This window comes from Acinetobacter sp. GW821-FHT01E09 (genome assembly GCF_059422385.1).
The window spans coordinates 3,693,427-3,709,116 of the sequence record NZ_JBWKWU010000001.1; the positions used below are offsets into that span (position 1 = coordinate 3,693,427).

The following is a 15,690-nucleotide window of genomic DNA, read 5'->3' on the forward strand; positions in this document are numbered from 1 at the left end:
CCAAACCGCCGATAACATTCCATTTATTTTATGCTTTAAAATTGCCACGTGTAATCAACATTGACCCTCGTCTCATTGGCGGGTCTGAATACGATTCTCTCATTAGGTAAATCATTACGATAACGCGTATAGCGAGCACGGATACCAACACCCTTGAGCATTCCACGAGGTATGCGATAATTTAGATCAAAATCGTAAGAGTCTTCTTCAAATAACTCCCCCTTTAACCGAGGAATTTCAATATCAGTTCCATGACTATATCTCGCCATAAATTTTAAGCCACTTAAAGCAGTATCTTTAAAATCATAATCATATCGAACACTGATAACTTTTTCATTTTGATTGGTGAAATCAGCACTTATACTATCCATAAATACTGCGGGTTCAGCATGACCCAATGTTGGCATTGCGGTATCACCTAAAGAGTGCATATATCCTAAACTCAAAGTATGACTTTGAATATTTAAACCGACGATCCCACTTAAATGCTGATTGTCAATTTTCCCTGCTAATTCTTTTCCAGCATCTTCACTGAGAAACGCTCTAAAATCGCCAAGAACATGACCGATTCCGACATTATGTTTGGTTTTGACACCAATAAAATTTTGAGAATATACATCATGCAAATTTGCGTAATATAGATCTGCTTTAACGCCTTCACTAAATTGATATTCAGCACCAAGCATATATAAGCCTGAAGACTCAGCAGCTGTTTTAAATCGGCCATTGATATTTCCTATACGAATTTTTTCATAGTTCGTTGAGTCCCTATGATTGACTCGATCGACATATAACCCATGAAGCTTAAGATCTTTTATTTCATTAAACTGCAAGTGTACACCGCGGTAATTCTGTTGGAATAACCGTGCAGGACTTGAAAAAATTACTGGAAACATCGGCGAAAGTGTCCCGATATGAACTGTCGAATCACTTACTTTGGTTTTCAGGGTCCAGCGCAACTCTCCTGTTTGATCAGGACGCTCATTGTTTCTATCTACAGGCAATAAACCTGAAGCAGCATAATCTTTGTTATTTCCCATAAGATTAAAACCTGCTAAAGCAAGAACATCCAAACCAAAGCCTACATTTCCACTGGTATATCCAGATTTAGCATTGAGGATAAAACCTTGAGCCCAATCTCTTGCTGCAGGATATGGAACATTATTTATGTAATCTCTATCAAAGTAATAATTTTTTGTCGTTAACGATATTTTACGATCTTTGATAAATTCAGCATTTGTAATTGTGGGAAGCGTAGTCGTGAGGCCGACGAATCCAAGGAAAAATATATTCTTCATGATATGTACCTATTTTTACTTAAATCTTTAAGGTGTAAAAATCCTGACTACCTGAAAATAATTGAGGTAGTCGTTATTGTTTTTTTATTTAAACTTTTGAAGTTTGAGGAATTGTCACGTTAGAAGTTGAATAACGCCCTTTCAAATAAAGCGCTAGCGCCGAAATTAAAATAGGCACTGCAAGTACGAAGAAAATACCGCTCATACCGAGATTAAATGTGAAAATATAAGCGCCGAAAAATGCCCCGAAAATAGCACCAAAACGGCCTAATCCGTGCATCCATGAAACACCAACTCCACGGCATTCTGCAGGATAAAATATCGCGGCTAAAGATGGCAAAGAGGATTGTGCGCCAACCAAACCAGCACCTGCTAAGAAAATAAACAATGCGAGTAAATAAATATTTTGTGTAAGAAATCCTGTTATGACGAATAATACGGCTGATATAAAATATGCAAAAGTGATGGTTTTATTCACGTCATATTTACTCATAAACCAACCAATGAGGATTGTTCCTGCAACACCACCAAATGGGAAAACTGCTGTGACTAAACTAAACTGTTCTGGTGTAAATCCTGATTCCTTAAGAAGCGTGGGCATCCAACTTGTAAGTACATAAAATACCAATAAACTCATAAAGCAGCAGAGCCACATCATTGCAGAGGGTACAATAAACTTGCCGACGACAAGACCAACGGGATTGGTATTTTTTTCATTTAATTCAGCATCTAGAGGTGTAACAGGAACTAATTTTGCATCGATAAATTTACCCTGTATATTTTTTACAATTTCTAATGCTTCGACTTGTCCTTGTTTTTTAATCAAAAAATGTAGCGATTCTTTTAAAAGAAAAATCGATACAACGGCAACCACTACAGGAATAGCCCCGCCTATATAGAGCACCATTTTCCAGCCATGATTCGATAACAGACCTGCTGATAAAACACCACCAATCGTAATACCAAGCGGTAACGCACAAAATAATAAATTCACCATCCATGCACGGCGATGTGCTGGCATATATTCAGATACGAGTGTTGCGGCATTTGGCATTGCAGCACCAAGTCCTAATCCCGTTAGGAATCGATATATCACCATTTCAGTCGTGTTATTTGAAGTACCTGTCAGGATTGTTAAAACACCAAAAATAAATGCGAACCAATAATGACCCATTTTCTTCCAATCTTATCTGCTAATATTCCTGCAAATATTGCTCCAATCGCCATTCCTATTAAGGCAACACTCATCACTGGGCGTAGATCATTTTTACTGATCCCCCAATCATCTAACAATGCAGGAGCGATAAACCCGACTACCCCCGTATCAATACCGTCTGCTAGAATCACCAAAAAACAAAGTATAAATATTATCCACTGTTGCAGAGATAATTTTCTAGTATCAACGGCTTGCTGTATATCTAGTATTATTTTCATCATAAAATCCTTTTACTGCATTAAAAATGCCAATAACAGTCGTTGTTATTGGCTTGAGCTACTTTAAATGCTTAACTTGAATAATTTGTGTGCATTATGACGGCCTATTTTTTCTCGATCATTCTCACCAATTTCGGCATGATCAAACCAATGCGTCGCTTCTTCCATATCTTCAAATGGATAATCACTTGAGAATAAAACGCGATCAGATCCAATTTCATCAATTGCATTTTTCATGGTAATTGTGCGGAAGTTACCGCTTGTTGTTAAATAAAAATTCTTACGGAAATAATCAATAAATGGCTTTTCTGCTTTTACACCGAGTGGATTTCGGCCATTCGCTGAAGCCCAATGCGATGTACGCCAAATATTATTTTGAATTAACTCGCCTAGGTGTCCTAAAATAATATTAATATTTGGATACTTATCAAATAAACCAGAACCGATTAAACGCAGTGCATGTACACCTGTTTCAACTGAGAATGACCATGCAGGACCCATTAACCAAGGATGATCTTTGATACCCAATTGCTGACTTAAAAGTGGATTACGCGGGTGTAAATAGAATGGTACATCGAGTTTAGCAACCTCAGCCCAAAAATCTAAATACTCCTCAGCATCATAATATTTTGCTATTTCATCACTATTTAAATTTGAGAAGCCATTTACTAAAGCACCCGCAAAACCAAGTTCTGTTACACAGCGATTGAGTTCTTTTGTCGCTGCTTCTGGATCTTGTAATGGTAATGCAGCAAAAGCCCCAAAGCGATCGGGATGTTTAGCGATTAATTCCGCTAAGGTGTCGTTTGCAATTTTTGCAACTTCAACAGCTCTTTTGGGATCTGGTATCGCTTGAATCGCTGGCGCATTTAAAGAAATGATTGAGTATTCAATACCCGTTTCATCCATGCGGCGTAAACGTTCACCTGTTATGTCTAGTAACTGGCTACGCTTAGTTTTCCAAACATCTGGTACAAAGAATCGTTCCGAATCACCAAGTGTCTCTTGAATTGCAAAATGTTCTTCTAAAGCAATCTTCCCTTTCATTTACGACTCCATAATTTATTAAAGGTATAGACGTAGCTTAGGTGGATCAAAAGAACACGAGAACATTAATTATGGAAACTTAACTTTCATTTTATGAAAGTTAAATTAGCTTTGATCGACTTGGACATTGCTAGCAAATATTAATTAAACGATATGTAAAATAGATAAGTGATTTTCAAATAATGCCTGTCTATGTCCATGATAGAAATTCAGGCATTAAAAAAGCCCTGAAACTGTTAAATTTCAAGGCTTTATTAAGCTTCATGATTCATCATATAACTAAGTGACAGATCATGATTTACAAATTTGGTGGAGATGGCGGGAGTTGAACCCGCGTCCGCCAACACTACACTCGAGAATACTACATGCTTAGATATCGTCAATTATTTTAACATTAAGTGACCCGACGAACAGGGTACAAAACGCGATCCTCTAAGTTTAGTATAAAGCCCCGAGGCTTGACTTTATACGGACTTGTGTGCGTGCGCTACAGTCGGGTCCACTGACCACAAGTATTCAGTGAAGCGGACAAACTGCCCTTAGGCAGCTAGAGCGTAAGATTCGTCGTTTGCGACTAAAATATGCAAATTTGATTTACGAGAGAAAATGCGCTCTCGGCATGCATCTATGAGCTTCATCATCGGCGTCGAAGCCAATAACATCCCCAGATAACACGGCCATCATAACATAATTGTTGCAAATTAAGCAGATAATTCACTACATTTATATCAAATGATGCGCCTAGTTCTATAATTGCGCTACTATCACTATTTTTCAAGGGACAAATATAAAAAAGATGAGCTATTTACTCTCACTTGATCAAGGAACGACCTCTAGCAGAGCAATTATCTTCGATGAGCATGGAAAGGTATATGCCTCTGCTCAACGGGAAACCCAAATTAAAACCCCACATTCGGGCTGGGTTGAGCAAGATGCCATGGAGATTTGGACCACACAAATCACCGTCGTACAGCAAGCAATCGCATCGGCAAGACTATTGGCCAAAGACATTAAAGCACTTGGTTTAACCAACCAACGTGAAACCACTGTAGTTTGGGATAAGCGAACAGGTAAACCACTTGCCCCTGCCATCGTTTGGCAAGACCGCCGCGCTACAGACTGGTGCAATCAGTTAGTTCAAAACAATTTATCTGGAAAAATTCACAATAAAACAGGATTAAGAATCGATCCTTATTTTAGTGCTGGAAAACTGGTTTGGTTATTGGAAAATGTGCAAGGCTTAAGAGCACTGGCTGAACAAAATCATGTGGCATTCGGTACAGTCGATAGTTGGTTGATTTGGAATTTAACCCAAGGTTCAGAGCATGTCATCGAAGCAAGTAATGCTTCACGCACCATGCTGATGGATTTAAAAACACAGCAATGGGATACTGAATTAATTGAATTATTTAATATCCCAGCGAGTGTTCTGCCTAAAATTATCCAATCCGATTGTTATATTGCCAATACCGCCACAGGGCTTCTTGGCGCGGAAATTCCAATTTGTGGCGTATTAGGTGATCAACAGTCTGCACTCTTTGGGCAATCATGTTTTGAAGCTGGAACAGCCAAAAACACCTATGGGACAGGCTGTTTTATGCTGTTCAATACAGGAACAGATATTCAATATAGCAAAAATAAATTACTCACCACCTTAGCATGGAAGTGCCAAGACCAATCTCATTATGCCTTAGAAGGCAGTGTATTTATGGCTGGTGCGATTGTGCAATGGTTAAGAGATGGTTTAGGAATTATCAAAAATAGTGCTGAAGTTGAAAAGTTAGCTTGCCAAGTTGACACTACAGATGGTGTCGTTTTGGTTCCAGCCTTTACAGGTTTAGGAGCGCCACATTGGGACAGTGAAGCACGCGCTTTACTCTGTGGAATGTCACGTGGAACCAATAAATCACATATTGCCAGAGCTGCCTTAGAATCCATTGCATTCCAAGTTTCAGATGTATTAACTGCAATGCAATCGGATATCGCACAGCCCTTAAAACAATTGCGTGTGGATGGTGGCGCAAGCCAAAATGATATGCTAATGCAATTTCAGGCAGATATTTTAAATGTACCTGTGCTACGCCCTAAACTTTTAGAATCTACCGCTTGGGGTGCTGCTGCATTGGCAGGATTAAAGGCAGGTGTTTTTAATAATCTCAGTGAAATTTCCGAATCTTGGCAATTAGATCGCGCTTTTGAGCCGAAGATGAGCGCAGACCAAAGACAATATCACCTAAGCTTATGGAATGGTGCTTTGCAGCGCGCGAAGTCCAATTAACAATATCCAATTAGCAATTCTACGTAGAAAAGCTTGGCTAAAATTCAAGATATATTTTTAGCCAAGCTTACTCAGTTTAAAGTCTTTCAACAAACAGTATCCCATTTAAATGGTCGATTTCATGTTGCACAATGCGTGCAGGGAAACCATGAAACTGCTGGATAATCTTTTCGCCAGTCAGCGTGAAAAATTGTACAGTAACTGCTTCAGCACGAGCCACTTGCCCTCTTTCATTGGGCACACTTAAACACCCTTCCTCACCCAAGATGGTCTGTTCAGATTTCTCTAAAATTTCAGGATTAATCATTGTGATTGCATCCATTTCAGGTGCGTCTGGATAGCGAGGATTCGCTCTTGAAGCAACAATAATCACCTGTTTAGAAACATAGACTTGTGGTGCGGCGATCCCCACACCATTACGCTCTAACATGGTGGCCTGTAAGGCCTTGGATAATTCGTTTAGCCAAGTACTTGAAAACTCAGCTTCAGCCACAGGCGCTGCGATTAATTTTAAAACGTCTTCACCACGTTGGGCGACAGGTAACACGGCACTCATTATCTTGTACCTTGATCAAATGTAAATTGAATAAAGATGAGTGTAGCATTTGAAATGCGCTTTCCAATTCAATTATTGTGCAAAAGTATGTAGGTTATGTACAAATGAATTTCTATTTACCTAAGCCAAATGACAGCTTGTCTTTTAAGCCATTTTTAATCATGATCGTGTAAATAACAAACGTCCAGTCTATCGTGGAAAATAATGAATACAGCACCCCTATTCTTAGGCTTGATCTTTAGCTCAATTGGCTTAGGCTATTTTATCTATGGGAAAAGACAGCGAATGAACATGCCTTTTATCTGTGGCATTACTTTGATGATTTTTCCTTATTTTATTGAAAATACAATGATTATGTCTGTATGCGGTATTATTCTGAGTGTTATCCCATGGCTGATTCGCCTGTAAGTGATCAATATTTAAATCTATTAGAATCTAGCTTATCGCAATGCTTTTAAAGCAAAAATGATTTTTAAGTCGCCTCGATCACCTATAAAAATAAGTAGGATGCATAAAAATAAATATTGATTTTTTAAGTAAAAAATAGTCAATTAAAATGATTACATTCACATTCAATATCTCTTTTAAGGCATTGCATCATCATGGACGAAAAATTGGGCCTCAATAAGGAAGCAAAAAGAACCCTTGCATTGTCTTCTCTGGGCGGTGCACTCGAATTTTATGATTTCGTCATTTATGTATTTTACGCAAAAATCATTGCTGAACTATTTTTTCCCAGCTCTTTAAGTCCTTTTTGGGCAATGCTGAATACTTACGGAATTTTTGCCGCAGGATATTTCTTTCGTCCGTTAGGTGGCGTGATCATGGCGCATTTTGGTGATCTCGTAGGACGTAAACGCCTGTTTAGCTTATCCATTTTACTGATGGCACTCCCCACTTTGTTTATCGGTCTAATGCCAACTTATACAGACATTGGTTTAGCTGCCCCACTGTTATTGTTGTTGATGCGCGTGGTTCAAGGTATTGCGATTGGTGGAGAAATTCCTGCAGCATGGACATTTGTTTCAGAGCATGTACCGACAAAGAAAATTGGTTTTGCCAATGGTTTGCTTACCGCTGGTTTGTCACTGGGGATCTTACTGGGCGCACTGATGTCGCTGTTTATTTCACTTAAGTTTAGCGAAGCAGAAATCCATGCTTGGGCTTGGCGTCTCCCGTTTATAGTCGGCGGAGTTTTTGGATTAATTGCCTTATATCTAAGAAGTTATCTGAAAGAAACCCCAGTATTTAAAGCGATGCAGGCGCGTAAAGAACTCTCAAAAGATCTACCTATCAAACAAGTTTTGGCATCCCATAAATCTGCAGTTGTCATCGGGATGCTGTTTACTTGGTTTTTGACCGGTTGTGTTGTGGTGATTATCCTATCTACCCCCAATTTACTGACCACCACCTTTAACTTTCCACGTGCGGATGCATTTCAAATGCAAAGCATGGCAATTCTGATGCAAATGTTGGGTTGTATATTGGCAGGTCTGCTCGCTGATCGTTTTGGTGCTGGGCGCGTAATTTGTTTAGGATCGCTCAGTGTGGCAATCACTGCAGGTCTTTTTTATTACAGTTTAGGTCATGCCGCTCATTCAACCATCTTCGGACTATACATGTTGCTTGGTCTATTTTCTGGCACAGTCGGTGTAGTTTCCTATAGCTTGGTCAAGATGTTTCCTGCCCCAATTCGTTTTTCAGGAATTTCTTTTTCATACAATGTTGCATACGCAATTGCAGGTGGCTTAACCCTACCATTGGTACAATGGTTGAGTTTATATCGCGATATTGGTGCTGTGTACTATATTGTTGTGCTTTGTCTAATTACCCTTATCACAAGTCTAGTTTATCGCAAAAAATTTGAAACGGTTTAACCGCGTTGTTTGTATCCAAATGAATGGGTAAGCTCTATTTCAAAGAAATGACAAACCTGATTACGCCCATTGTTTTTTGCCAGATATAAGGCTTGATCAGCCTGACGAATCAACTCCTCTTTTGTTGTTAAAAAAGGATTCGTTGATACTGCAACACCAAAACTTGCCGTCACTTTGATGGTCTGCTGATGATCTAATCGAATTTTTTCTTTTTCTATTGCTTGGCGACATCGTTCAGCAAGACTCATTGCATTTTCTAATGCGCCATTGCTCATGAGAATAATGAACTCTTCACCCCCAAATCGCCCAACAACATCTTGCTCACGAATATTTTCAGTTAAAATTTTTGCAACCTGTTTTAAAACAGCATCCCCAATATCGTGCCCATATTGATCATTAACACTCTTAAAATAATCTAAATCTAATAACACGATCGCAAAAGGACTTTGCTGTTGTTTTAATAAGTCAATATTCTCACCAATTCTCCTCCGGTTATAAATACCTGTAAGCGGATCGAGTACACTAATTTGCTGAATCATTTGCTCTCTTTTGCGCCACTGAGTCAAGAGAATTTCAAATAAAATCAGGCTTGCTAAAAATATCGGAATATAAAAATACAACATGCAAAACACCCAAAATGTATTTTTATATACCGACATGGATTGTAAGTGTTCACTAAAAATTGGTGCATAGGCTATTTTATGCATCAGACTTAATCCAAGGCTGATTAACATAAAACAAGTGATTGGAATGACGATTATATACACCACTTTTCGTTCAAATAATACCAATGCAACCGTGACCAAACTGACATAACCAGCAACCGATGCTGGGCTAAAAATGCCAATACAATGCGCACCAAAAACAAAGATAAGACCAAAATATCCGATGGTTATATACGGAGTTATAATTTCAAAAATAGAATTTTTATTTAAAGCACGAATAATAAAAATAAGTGCAAAGAAACCAATTGCTGCAAAAAATAATAATCGTAAATAAATAGGGTAAAAATCTTGATTAATCCAAGCTTGTAGCTCAACTTGAGCGTTGCTAAAAAACCACCAGACAATCCACAATAAAACAGCAATACCGCCCAAGAATAGAACAAGGCTACACTTCTTGAGATTACTCCAATTCATGATCATGACATCATGCATGAAGTGTTCCGTTGAGGACTGTGTTGCCATCCTACTTTTTTGTTCCATATAATAACCAATCCATAAAATTGTGAACTTCTATCCGTCGCTTTATTTATCTTTGCTCATCAGTTAAATATAACACTCCAGTAATTTTATATAAGTGTATTTCTAAAATATAGATTTTTATTCTAAATAAACCTGCCAATTATAATATTAATCCTTTATATTATTTGCAAATGTTTTCTGAAGAATAATCATTTTATCACATTTATTTTATCAATTTTAATTTTAATTTTTTCCCAATATTTCAATAAAAAAAGTTTTTCCGCTGACAGAATTGAATCGTTTTTTATTTTACTGGATATATCCGTCAACATTTAACTTATTTTAGGCTATACGCCAAGTTAGATACAAATACTTTAAAAACAAGATTTTTCACCTTTATAATTTTATTGTTAATTTATCCTAATTTATTTTTAACCTATATTTAAACATACTCAAAAAATCAATTTTAAAGCTCACAATTTGAAACATCATTTTAGCAGAATAAAAACTGGAAATATCCAATGAGATTGGCTTAAATCACTGTATTGATTGTCATACTGTTTTAAACTGCACACCATCAATATGGTCATTTAAATTCAGTGCACACATCAATGTGTCAGCACCACCCAAAAATCATTTGAATTCAGTTTTAAGCTTGATTTAAATAAAATATTTTTTCAAAGGCTTAACCAAAAAACTTGGCTTTTTATTTTTTTATAAACTCTGATAGTTTTACTGTTAAATTTTAAACCGATAGACGTTGATTGAATTTCTATATTAAAAATCAGCGCTCTATATTTGATCTGAATACAAAATTCTTCTGCGCCATCATCCAAACCAGAAGTGCTCCACATTGTGCCCTGTGGGAACTGATCTAACCATGGGGCTTTGTAAAAATCAGAGACTGAATCAAAGTCGAGATATTGCTCAGGTTGAGCCATGATTCTTTCAACAAGTTCTTCAAACTTTTGTTTTTGTATTTGAACAAAATCAATAATCATGGCAGCCCCTTAAATAATGATGTTAAATTCCTTTATACATGCTCGCCGATTGTTTCTTTTTAACCTGTTCCCATTGCCACCATCCAAATGCAGCCAGTCCAACAAACGCTGCATATAAAGCAGCTGTTAGGAATAATTCTTTATACATAAACATCCCTACATAGACGATATCAACAAAGACCCAAAGCACCCAAGTCGCAATATGTTTACGGCTGGTCCAATAGGTTGCCAATAAACTAAATGCAGCCAGTTGGGAATCTAACATAGGCAAAGCAGCATCAGTAAAATAGTGTAGCGATAAACCAAATATTACCCCTCCAGCAGCTGCGATGATCATTTGCAGAATCACGGTTTGTACGGCTATCGGCTCTATTCGAATCTCATGATCTTGCTGCTTGCCTTTTAGCCAGTGATAAAAACCATAAAAATTCACCACCATAAAGAACACTTGTAAGATTGTTTCACCATACAATTTAAATTCAAAGAATAAATAGGCATATAAAACAAAGGCAAAGAAGTTAAATACCCAACACCACATATTTCGCTTAATCGTCAATGTGACACCAATAATACTGATAATAACCGCGAATATTTCTAATGGTGACATGGTAAAAAGCTAATCAAGACAGGAAAGGCTATTATGAAAAAATACGGCATGATTGCAAGCAAAACCAGAACTAAAATTGAGAACGAAATCTTTAATATAATTTTTTGAATTAAAACTCACAAAAAATGCTGTTGTTTTATTTTTTGCATAATCGTTACGATAACAATATAAATTCGTAAAAAATTAAATAATTAGCCTTAAATCACAGTTTATAGCGTATTGATTTTTAAAATCGTATTTCTGCATCTCAATCAACATACTCAAACATGACGCGATAGAGTAAATTGAGTTCAATAGCATAGACTAATCAGCACTTTTGAAAGCTGCAATTTAAGCTTTAAACGATAGCAAAATTAACTCAAATAGCTGATAAAAACTGTCACATTTGCATGAAAAAGCAGAGAAAAGATTAATCGAGAAAACATAGCGCAAAATTTATTTATTTTAAATAATATGTTTAAAAACATTGATTAACATCTTGTTTTTAGTTGATGTTGTTCACATTTTAATCATGTTTACGAGATTTAACACTTGTTTACGTGAATACCAATGAATTTACAGAGGGGAACCTCTACTATCAAACTTAAGTTATGAACAATCCCCAAAGTTCATAACATTTCTCCTTAACCGAACTGTGAAAGCAGATTCGTTGTTCTACGCAGTGATCACCCCAATCATTGCGTATTTTTTTGTCTTCAGTTCCCTCTGTAAACTCAATCAGTTATAAGGAATAGTTGGCTAAAATGCAAGCATTACTTTTCAAGCAATTTCCAAAATATAAAAGAATATATTAAATTATAAGATATTGATTTTAATTAATATCATAAAATATTTTGTTGCAATACTACGACAAAACCGATAAACTTAATTTATTAATTGAATTAACTGATGATCATTTAATTATTCAGTTCAAATTAAAAATTTTATTTATAAAAACGCGCAACAATAATTTTGAGTAGAACAATATGTGGGAATTATTTACACACTCATCCAACTTACTGTTTAGTGTCAGTCTGTGCCTGATGTTTTTATTGGGTATTGTGGAGTGTTTACTCCTTATTATTGGTTCAACCTCACAAGGTTTTTTAGACCAATTTATTCCAGATCAACTGTTAGAAACCCATCATGCGGATCTAGACATCCATACAGATCACAACCTTTTAGTGCAACTGTTAGATTGGCTCTATCTTGGTCGTGTCCCCGTCTTGGTTTGGTTGATCATTTTTCTGACTGTTTATGCGCTATTTGGTTTTATTGTGCAAAGTATATTTTTCAATTTCACTGGAAATTATTTTTCTATTTGGTTGATTGCGCCAGCCAGTCTTTTTTTATCTATGCCAATTGTCCGAGTGTGTGCAGCACTCGTTGCAAAAATTTTACCGAAAGATGAAACCACTGCGATTCACAGTGATGAACTAATTGGGCGTACTGCTCAGATTATTTTAGGTGAAGCAAAACAAAACTACCCTGCACAAGCCAAAGTCATCGATCAATTTGGACAGACCCATTATATTTTGGTTGAACCAGAATTAGATGAAATCTTTCAACAAGGTCAAAGTGTGATTTTGACACAAAGAACAAAACTAGGCTTTCAAGCAACGCCACTTTAATTTTTCAATAACAAACCTGGGTATAATAAAATGTTGAATTCAAACTTATATCAAATCCTTGTTTTAGCAGGCATTATATTGGTGGCACTGATTGTCATCGGGGTTATTATCGCCCGCCTGTATAAACGCTCAAGTAAAGAAGTTTCTTTTGTCCGTACTGGTTTTGGCGGTGAAAAAGTCATTTTAAATGGCGGTGCAATTGTATTGCCGGTTTTACATGAAGTTATTCCCGTCAATATGAATACCCTTCGTCTTGAAGTCAAACGTGCCACAGATCAAGCGTTGATTACTCGTGATCGTATGCGTGTAGATGTGATGGCTGAATTTTATGTACGGGTTAAACCAACTGCTGAATCTATTGCAACAGCTGCCCAAACTTTGGGTAAAAAAACCATGTCTCCACAAGAACTCAAAGATTTGGTGGAAGGTAAATTTGTAGACTCACTGCGTGCTGTTGCTGCTGAAATGGCAATGGAAGAGTTACATGAAAAGCGCGTTGATTTTGTTCAAAAAGTTCAACAAGTGGTTTCTGAAGATCTGTTTAAAAATGGCTTAGAATTAGAAACAGTTTCACTGACAGGTTTAGACCAAACCAGTTTTGAATATTTTAACCCTCAAAATGCTTTCGATGCAGAAGGTTTAACCAAACTGACTGAAACCATTGAAGACCGCCGTAAAAAACGCAATGACATTGAACAAGACAATGACTTAGCCATTAAAGCAAAAAACTTAGAAACAGAACAAGCACGCTTGCAAATTCTACGTGAAGAAGAATATGCAAAACTTCAACAAGAGCGTGAAATCGCCATTCGTAAAGCTGAGCAATCGGCAGAAATTGCAACACAAGAAGCCGCAAAAAAACGCGAAGCAGAAGAAGCCCAAATTGCTGCTGAACGTGAAGTCGAATTAAAGCGTATTGCATCTGCACGTGATGTTGAAAATGAAAATATTCAAAAAGCACAGCTGATCCAAAAAGCCCAAGTCGAACAGAAGAAAACCATTGAATTGGCCGAACAAGATCGTGCAATTGCGATTGCTGAAAAATCACGTGCTGAATCTGAAGCCAAAGCGTTGGCTGACCAAGCACGTGCACAAGCGGTAAAAGCGGAAGAAGAAGTGACAACTGTTCGTGAAACTCAGCGTGCAGAGCGTTTAAAAGCCGTTGAATTGGTGGCTGCAAAGCAAGTCGCTGAAACAGATGCGATTGCGATTACCGTAGCAGCAGAAGCCGCTAAACAAGCAGCTGCAGATGATGCTGAAGCAGTGCGTATTGCAGCACAAGCGGATGCTGAAAAAATACGTTTAAAAGCCAAAGGTGAAGCAGATGCAAAAATGTTGCTTGCTGCGGCACAAGAAAAGCAATATCAAGTTGATGCTGAAGGTACACGTGCAGTCAATGAAGCCAACAATGTGCTGTCAACAGAACAAGTTGAGATGCAAATCCGTTTAGCTTTATTGAAATACTTGCCTGAAATCATTCGTGAAAGTGTTAAACCAATGGAAAATATTGATGATATCAAGATTCTTCAAGTCAATGGTTTAGGCGGCATAGCAGGTTCAAATACAACAGGTGAATCTGGTGAACAAAATCAAATCGCTTTGTCTGATCAAGTGGTCAATAGTGCGCTGCGCTATCGTTCTCAAGCCCCACTGATTGATAGCTTAATGAATGAGTTAGGCATTAAAGGCGGAGATATTAATGGTTTAACGCAATCCTTAAAACCAAGCAATGACTAATAGAACTGACCTCATAATCCCTTAATTACCAGCCTCTGTCATCAGAGGCTTTTTATTACATGGATTTTTATTCATGATCTAATACACCTGATCGTTTTTAATGGTATAGATGTTAACGATACAGATATACTTATCTCAATAAGTCATGATGGAAACTCACGATTTCTTTTAAAATCAGCTGATTCAACCAAGATCGACTATCTCAATGCTATGCTCTAACCCTATTCAGTTTTGTTTAATTTAAAAATGACTTGGTTTATTTTTATTCTCGGTGCCATGATTGCAGGCTTTGTCCAAGGTTTAACTGGTTTTGCCTTTGCCTTGATTGCGATGTCTTTTTGGATTTGGGTATTACCGCCACAGCTGGCAGCGCCATTGGTGGTATTTGCTTCTCTATGGAGCCATATCATTGCATTGGGAAAAGAACAAAAACATCAACTCCCGTTTTCCCTAGTACTTCCTTATATCATTGCAGGATTGATCGGTGTACCTCTCGGTACCTATCTTTTACACCTCATTGATGGAAATACCTTTAAGACCATCCTTGGATTATTTTTAGTGATTTGGTGTCCAACTATGTTCTTTGCCCCTGTGTTTCCTCGTATTCAAGCATTGGGGAAACTTGCAGATGGAAGCATTGGTTTTATAGGCGGTATTTTAGGTGGTCTTGGTGGTTTTTGTGGCGCAGCACCATCAGCTTGGGTGATGCTTAAAAATCTGCCTAAACAACAACAGCGTTATATTTTAAGACATTTTAATTTTGCGATTCAGTTGTTTACGATTATTATTTATCTCAGCCAAGGAACCATCCACAAGGTCCATCTCCCCTATTTTGCACTGATCATTCTCACAGTGAGTATTCCAGCGCTGATTGGTGCGCAAATGTTTTATAAAATATCAGAAAAACAATTTAAACAATTGGTGCTGAGTTTATTATTTGCCTCAGGTTGTTTCTTATTACTGACATCATTGCTTTAACAAAGAAAGAGAAAGTTGAATAAATTTCGCTGGCTATTTATTCAGCAATTGGTTACTAAAGTGAAAACAATATTCGAGCGGCT

Annotated in this window: 12 protein-coding genes, 1 other RNA gene and 1 pseudogene; 6 read left to right on the forward strand and 8 right to left on the reverse strand. The window is 37.2% G+C overall.

Annotated elements, in window-relative coordinates; genetic code table 11:
• Positions 1–35: 35 nt before the first annotated feature.
• The 4 genes and pseudogenes from AC07U8_RS16755 to ssrA form a co-directional block, all read right to left on the reverse strand.
• On the reverse strand, positions 36–1,298 hold the full coding sequence (locus tag AC07U8_RS16755) for an OprD family outer membrane porin (RefSeq protein ID WP_494738327.1): 1,263 nt from the start codon (positions 1,296–1,298) through the stop codon (positions 36–38).
• An 88-nt stretch (positions 1,299–1,386) separates the two neighbouring features.
• Positions 1,387–2,732, reverse strand: a pseudogene (locus tag AC07U8_RS16760) (MFS transporter).
• A gap of 63 nt (positions 2,733–2,795) precedes the next feature.
• Positions 2,796–3,779 carry an amidohydrolase family protein gene (locus tag AC07U8_RS16765; protein WP_494738328.1) on the reverse strand — a complete coding sequence of 328 codons (984 nt, stop codon included), beginning with the start codon at positions 3,777–3,779 and terminating at the stop codon, positions 2,796–2,798.
• Between the two features lie 307 nt (positions 3,780–4,086).
• Positions 4,087–4,445, reverse strand: a transfer-messenger RNA (tmRNA) gene (gene ssrA, locus AC07U8_RS16770).
• A gap of 130 nt (positions 4,446–4,575) precedes the next feature.
• On the opposite strand from ssrA, the gene glpK reads away from it, so the two are divergent.
• The gene (gene glpK, locus AC07U8_RS16775; protein ID WP_004723625.1) at positions 4,576–6,057 is read left to right on the forward strand and encodes a glycerol kinase GlpK; all 1,482 of its coding nucleotides are present in this window, start codon (positions 4,576–4,578) and stop codon (positions 6,055–6,057) included.
• Positions 6,058–6,133: 76 nt separating this feature from the next.
• On the opposite strand, the gene def is transcribed toward glpK, so the two are convergent.
• Positions 6,134–6,613, reverse strand: coding sequence for a peptide deformylase (gene def, locus AC07U8_RS16780; protein ID WP_004723626.1), 480 nt, complete (start codon positions 6,611–6,613; stop codon positions 6,134–6,136).
• 204 nt (positions 6,614–6,817) lie between these two features.
• Here def and AC07U8_RS16785 point away from each other — a divergent pair, with 204 nt between their 5' ends.
• Together AC07U8_RS16785 and AC07U8_RS16790 are read left to right on the forward strand one after the other, a co-directional pair.
• Positions 6,818–7,021 (forward strand): amino acid transport protein, encoded by a 204-nt coding sequence (locus AC07U8_RS16785; RefSeq protein ID WP_239045024.1) that lies wholly within the window; start codon positions 6,818–6,820, stop codon positions 7,019–7,021.
• A 194-nt stretch (positions 7,022–7,215) separates the two neighbouring features.
• Positions 7,216–8,490 carry an MFS transporter gene (locus AC07U8_RS16790; protein ID WP_239045023.1) on the forward strand — a complete coding sequence of 425 codons (1,275 nt, stop codon included), beginning with the start codon at positions 7,216–7,218 and terminating at the stop codon, positions 8,488–8,490.
• Here AC07U8_RS16790 and AC07U8_RS16795 read toward each other — a convergent pair.
• The 3 genes from AC07U8_RS16795 to pnuC form a co-directional block, all read right to left on the reverse strand.
• Positions 8,487–9,647 carry a GGDEF domain-containing protein gene (locus AC07U8_RS16795; RefSeq protein WP_315079864.1) on the reverse strand — a complete coding sequence of 387 codons (1,161 nt, stop codon included), beginning with the start codon at positions 9,645–9,647 and terminating at the stop codon, positions 8,487–8,489. The genes AC07U8_RS16790 and AC07U8_RS16795 overlap by 4 nt on opposite strands.
• Before the next feature lie 704 nt (positions 9,648–10,351).
• Positions 10,352–10,675, reverse strand: a complete 324-nt coding sequence (locus AC07U8_RS16800; RefSeq protein ID WP_494738329.1) for a hypothetical protein — start codon at positions 10,673–10,675, stop codon at positions 10,352–10,354.
• A gap of 22 nt (positions 10,676–10,697) precedes the next feature.
• A complete protein-coding gene (pnuC, locus tag AC07U8_RS16805; RefSeq protein WP_034614071.1) occupies positions 10,698–11,282 on the reverse strand; it encodes a nicotinamide riboside transporter PnuC in 585 nt (194 codons plus the stop codon).
• 965 nt (positions 11,283–12,247) lie between these two features.
• On the opposite strand from pnuC, the gene AC07U8_RS16810 reads away from it, so the two are divergent.
• The 3 genes from AC07U8_RS16810 (at position 12,248) to AC07U8_RS16820 (ending at position 15,607) form a co-directional block, all read left to right on the forward strand.
• Entirely contained in the window at positions 12,248–12,892 is a 645-nt protein-coding gene (locus AC07U8_RS16810; protein ID WP_004817527.1) for a YqiJ family protein, read from the forward strand.
• A 30-nt stretch (positions 12,893–12,922) separates the two neighbouring features.
• Positions 12,923–14,629 carry a flotillin family protein gene (locus tag AC07U8_RS16815; RefSeq protein ID WP_494738330.1) on the forward strand — a complete coding sequence of 569 codons (1,707 nt, stop codon included), beginning with the start codon at positions 12,923–12,925 and terminating at the stop codon, positions 14,627–14,629.
• A gap of 246 nt (positions 14,630–14,875) precedes the next feature.
• Entirely contained in the window at positions 14,876–15,607 is a 732-nt protein-coding gene (locus AC07U8_RS16820; protein ID WP_494738331.1) for a sulfite exporter TauE/SafE family protein, read from the forward strand.
• Positions 15,608–15,690: the final 83 nt, after the last annotated feature.

Excerpts from the sequence above, each read along its gene's own strand:
- AC07U8_RS16815 (WP_494738330.1), top strand. The coding sequence starts at position 12,923 with ATGTTGAATTCAAACTTATATCAAATCCTTGTTTTAGCAGGCATTATA.
- def (WP_004723626.1), bottom strand. The coding sequence starts at position 6,613 with ATGAGTGCCGTGTTACCTGTCGCCCAACGTGGTGAAGACGTTTTAAAA.
- AC07U8_RS16785 (WP_239045024.1), top strand. The coding sequence starts at position 6,818 with ATGAATACAGCACCCCTATTCTTAGGCTTGATCTTTAGCTCAATTGGC.
- AC07U8_RS16765 (WP_494738328.1), bottom strand. The coding sequence starts at position 3,779 with ATGAAAGGGAAGATTGCTTTAGAAGAACATTTTGCAATTCAAGAGACA.
- glpK (WP_004723625.1), top strand. The coding sequence starts at position 4,576 with ATGAGCTATTTACTCTCACTTGATCAAGGAACGACCTCTAGCAGAGCA.
- AC07U8_RS16820 (WP_494738331.1), top strand. The coding sequence starts at position 14,876 with ATGACTTGGTTTATTTTTATTCTCGGTGCCATGATTGCAGGCTTTGTC.
- AC07U8_RS16790 (WP_239045023.1), top strand. The coding sequence starts at position 7,216 with ATGGACGAAAAATTGGGCCTCAATAAGGAAGCAAAAAGAACCCTTGCA.
- pnuC (WP_034614071.1), bottom strand. The coding sequence starts at position 11,282 with ATGTCACCATTAGAAATATTCGCGGTTATTATCAGTATTATTGGTGTC.
- AC07U8_RS16755 (WP_494738327.1), bottom strand. The coding sequence starts at position 1,298 with ATGAAGAATATATTTTTCCTTGGATTCGTCGGCCTCACGACTACGCTT.
- AC07U8_RS16800 (WP_494738329.1), bottom strand. The coding sequence starts at position 10,675 with ATGATTATTGATTTTGTTCAAATACAAAAACAAAAGTTTGAAGAACTT.
- AC07U8_RS16810 (WP_004817527.1), top strand. The coding sequence starts at position 12,248 with ATGTGGGAATTATTTACACACTCATCCAACTTACTGTTTAGTGTCAGT.
- AC07U8_RS16795 (WP_315079864.1), bottom strand. The coding sequence starts at position 9,647 with ATGCATGATGTCATGATCATGAATTGGAGTAATCTCAAGAAGTGTAGC.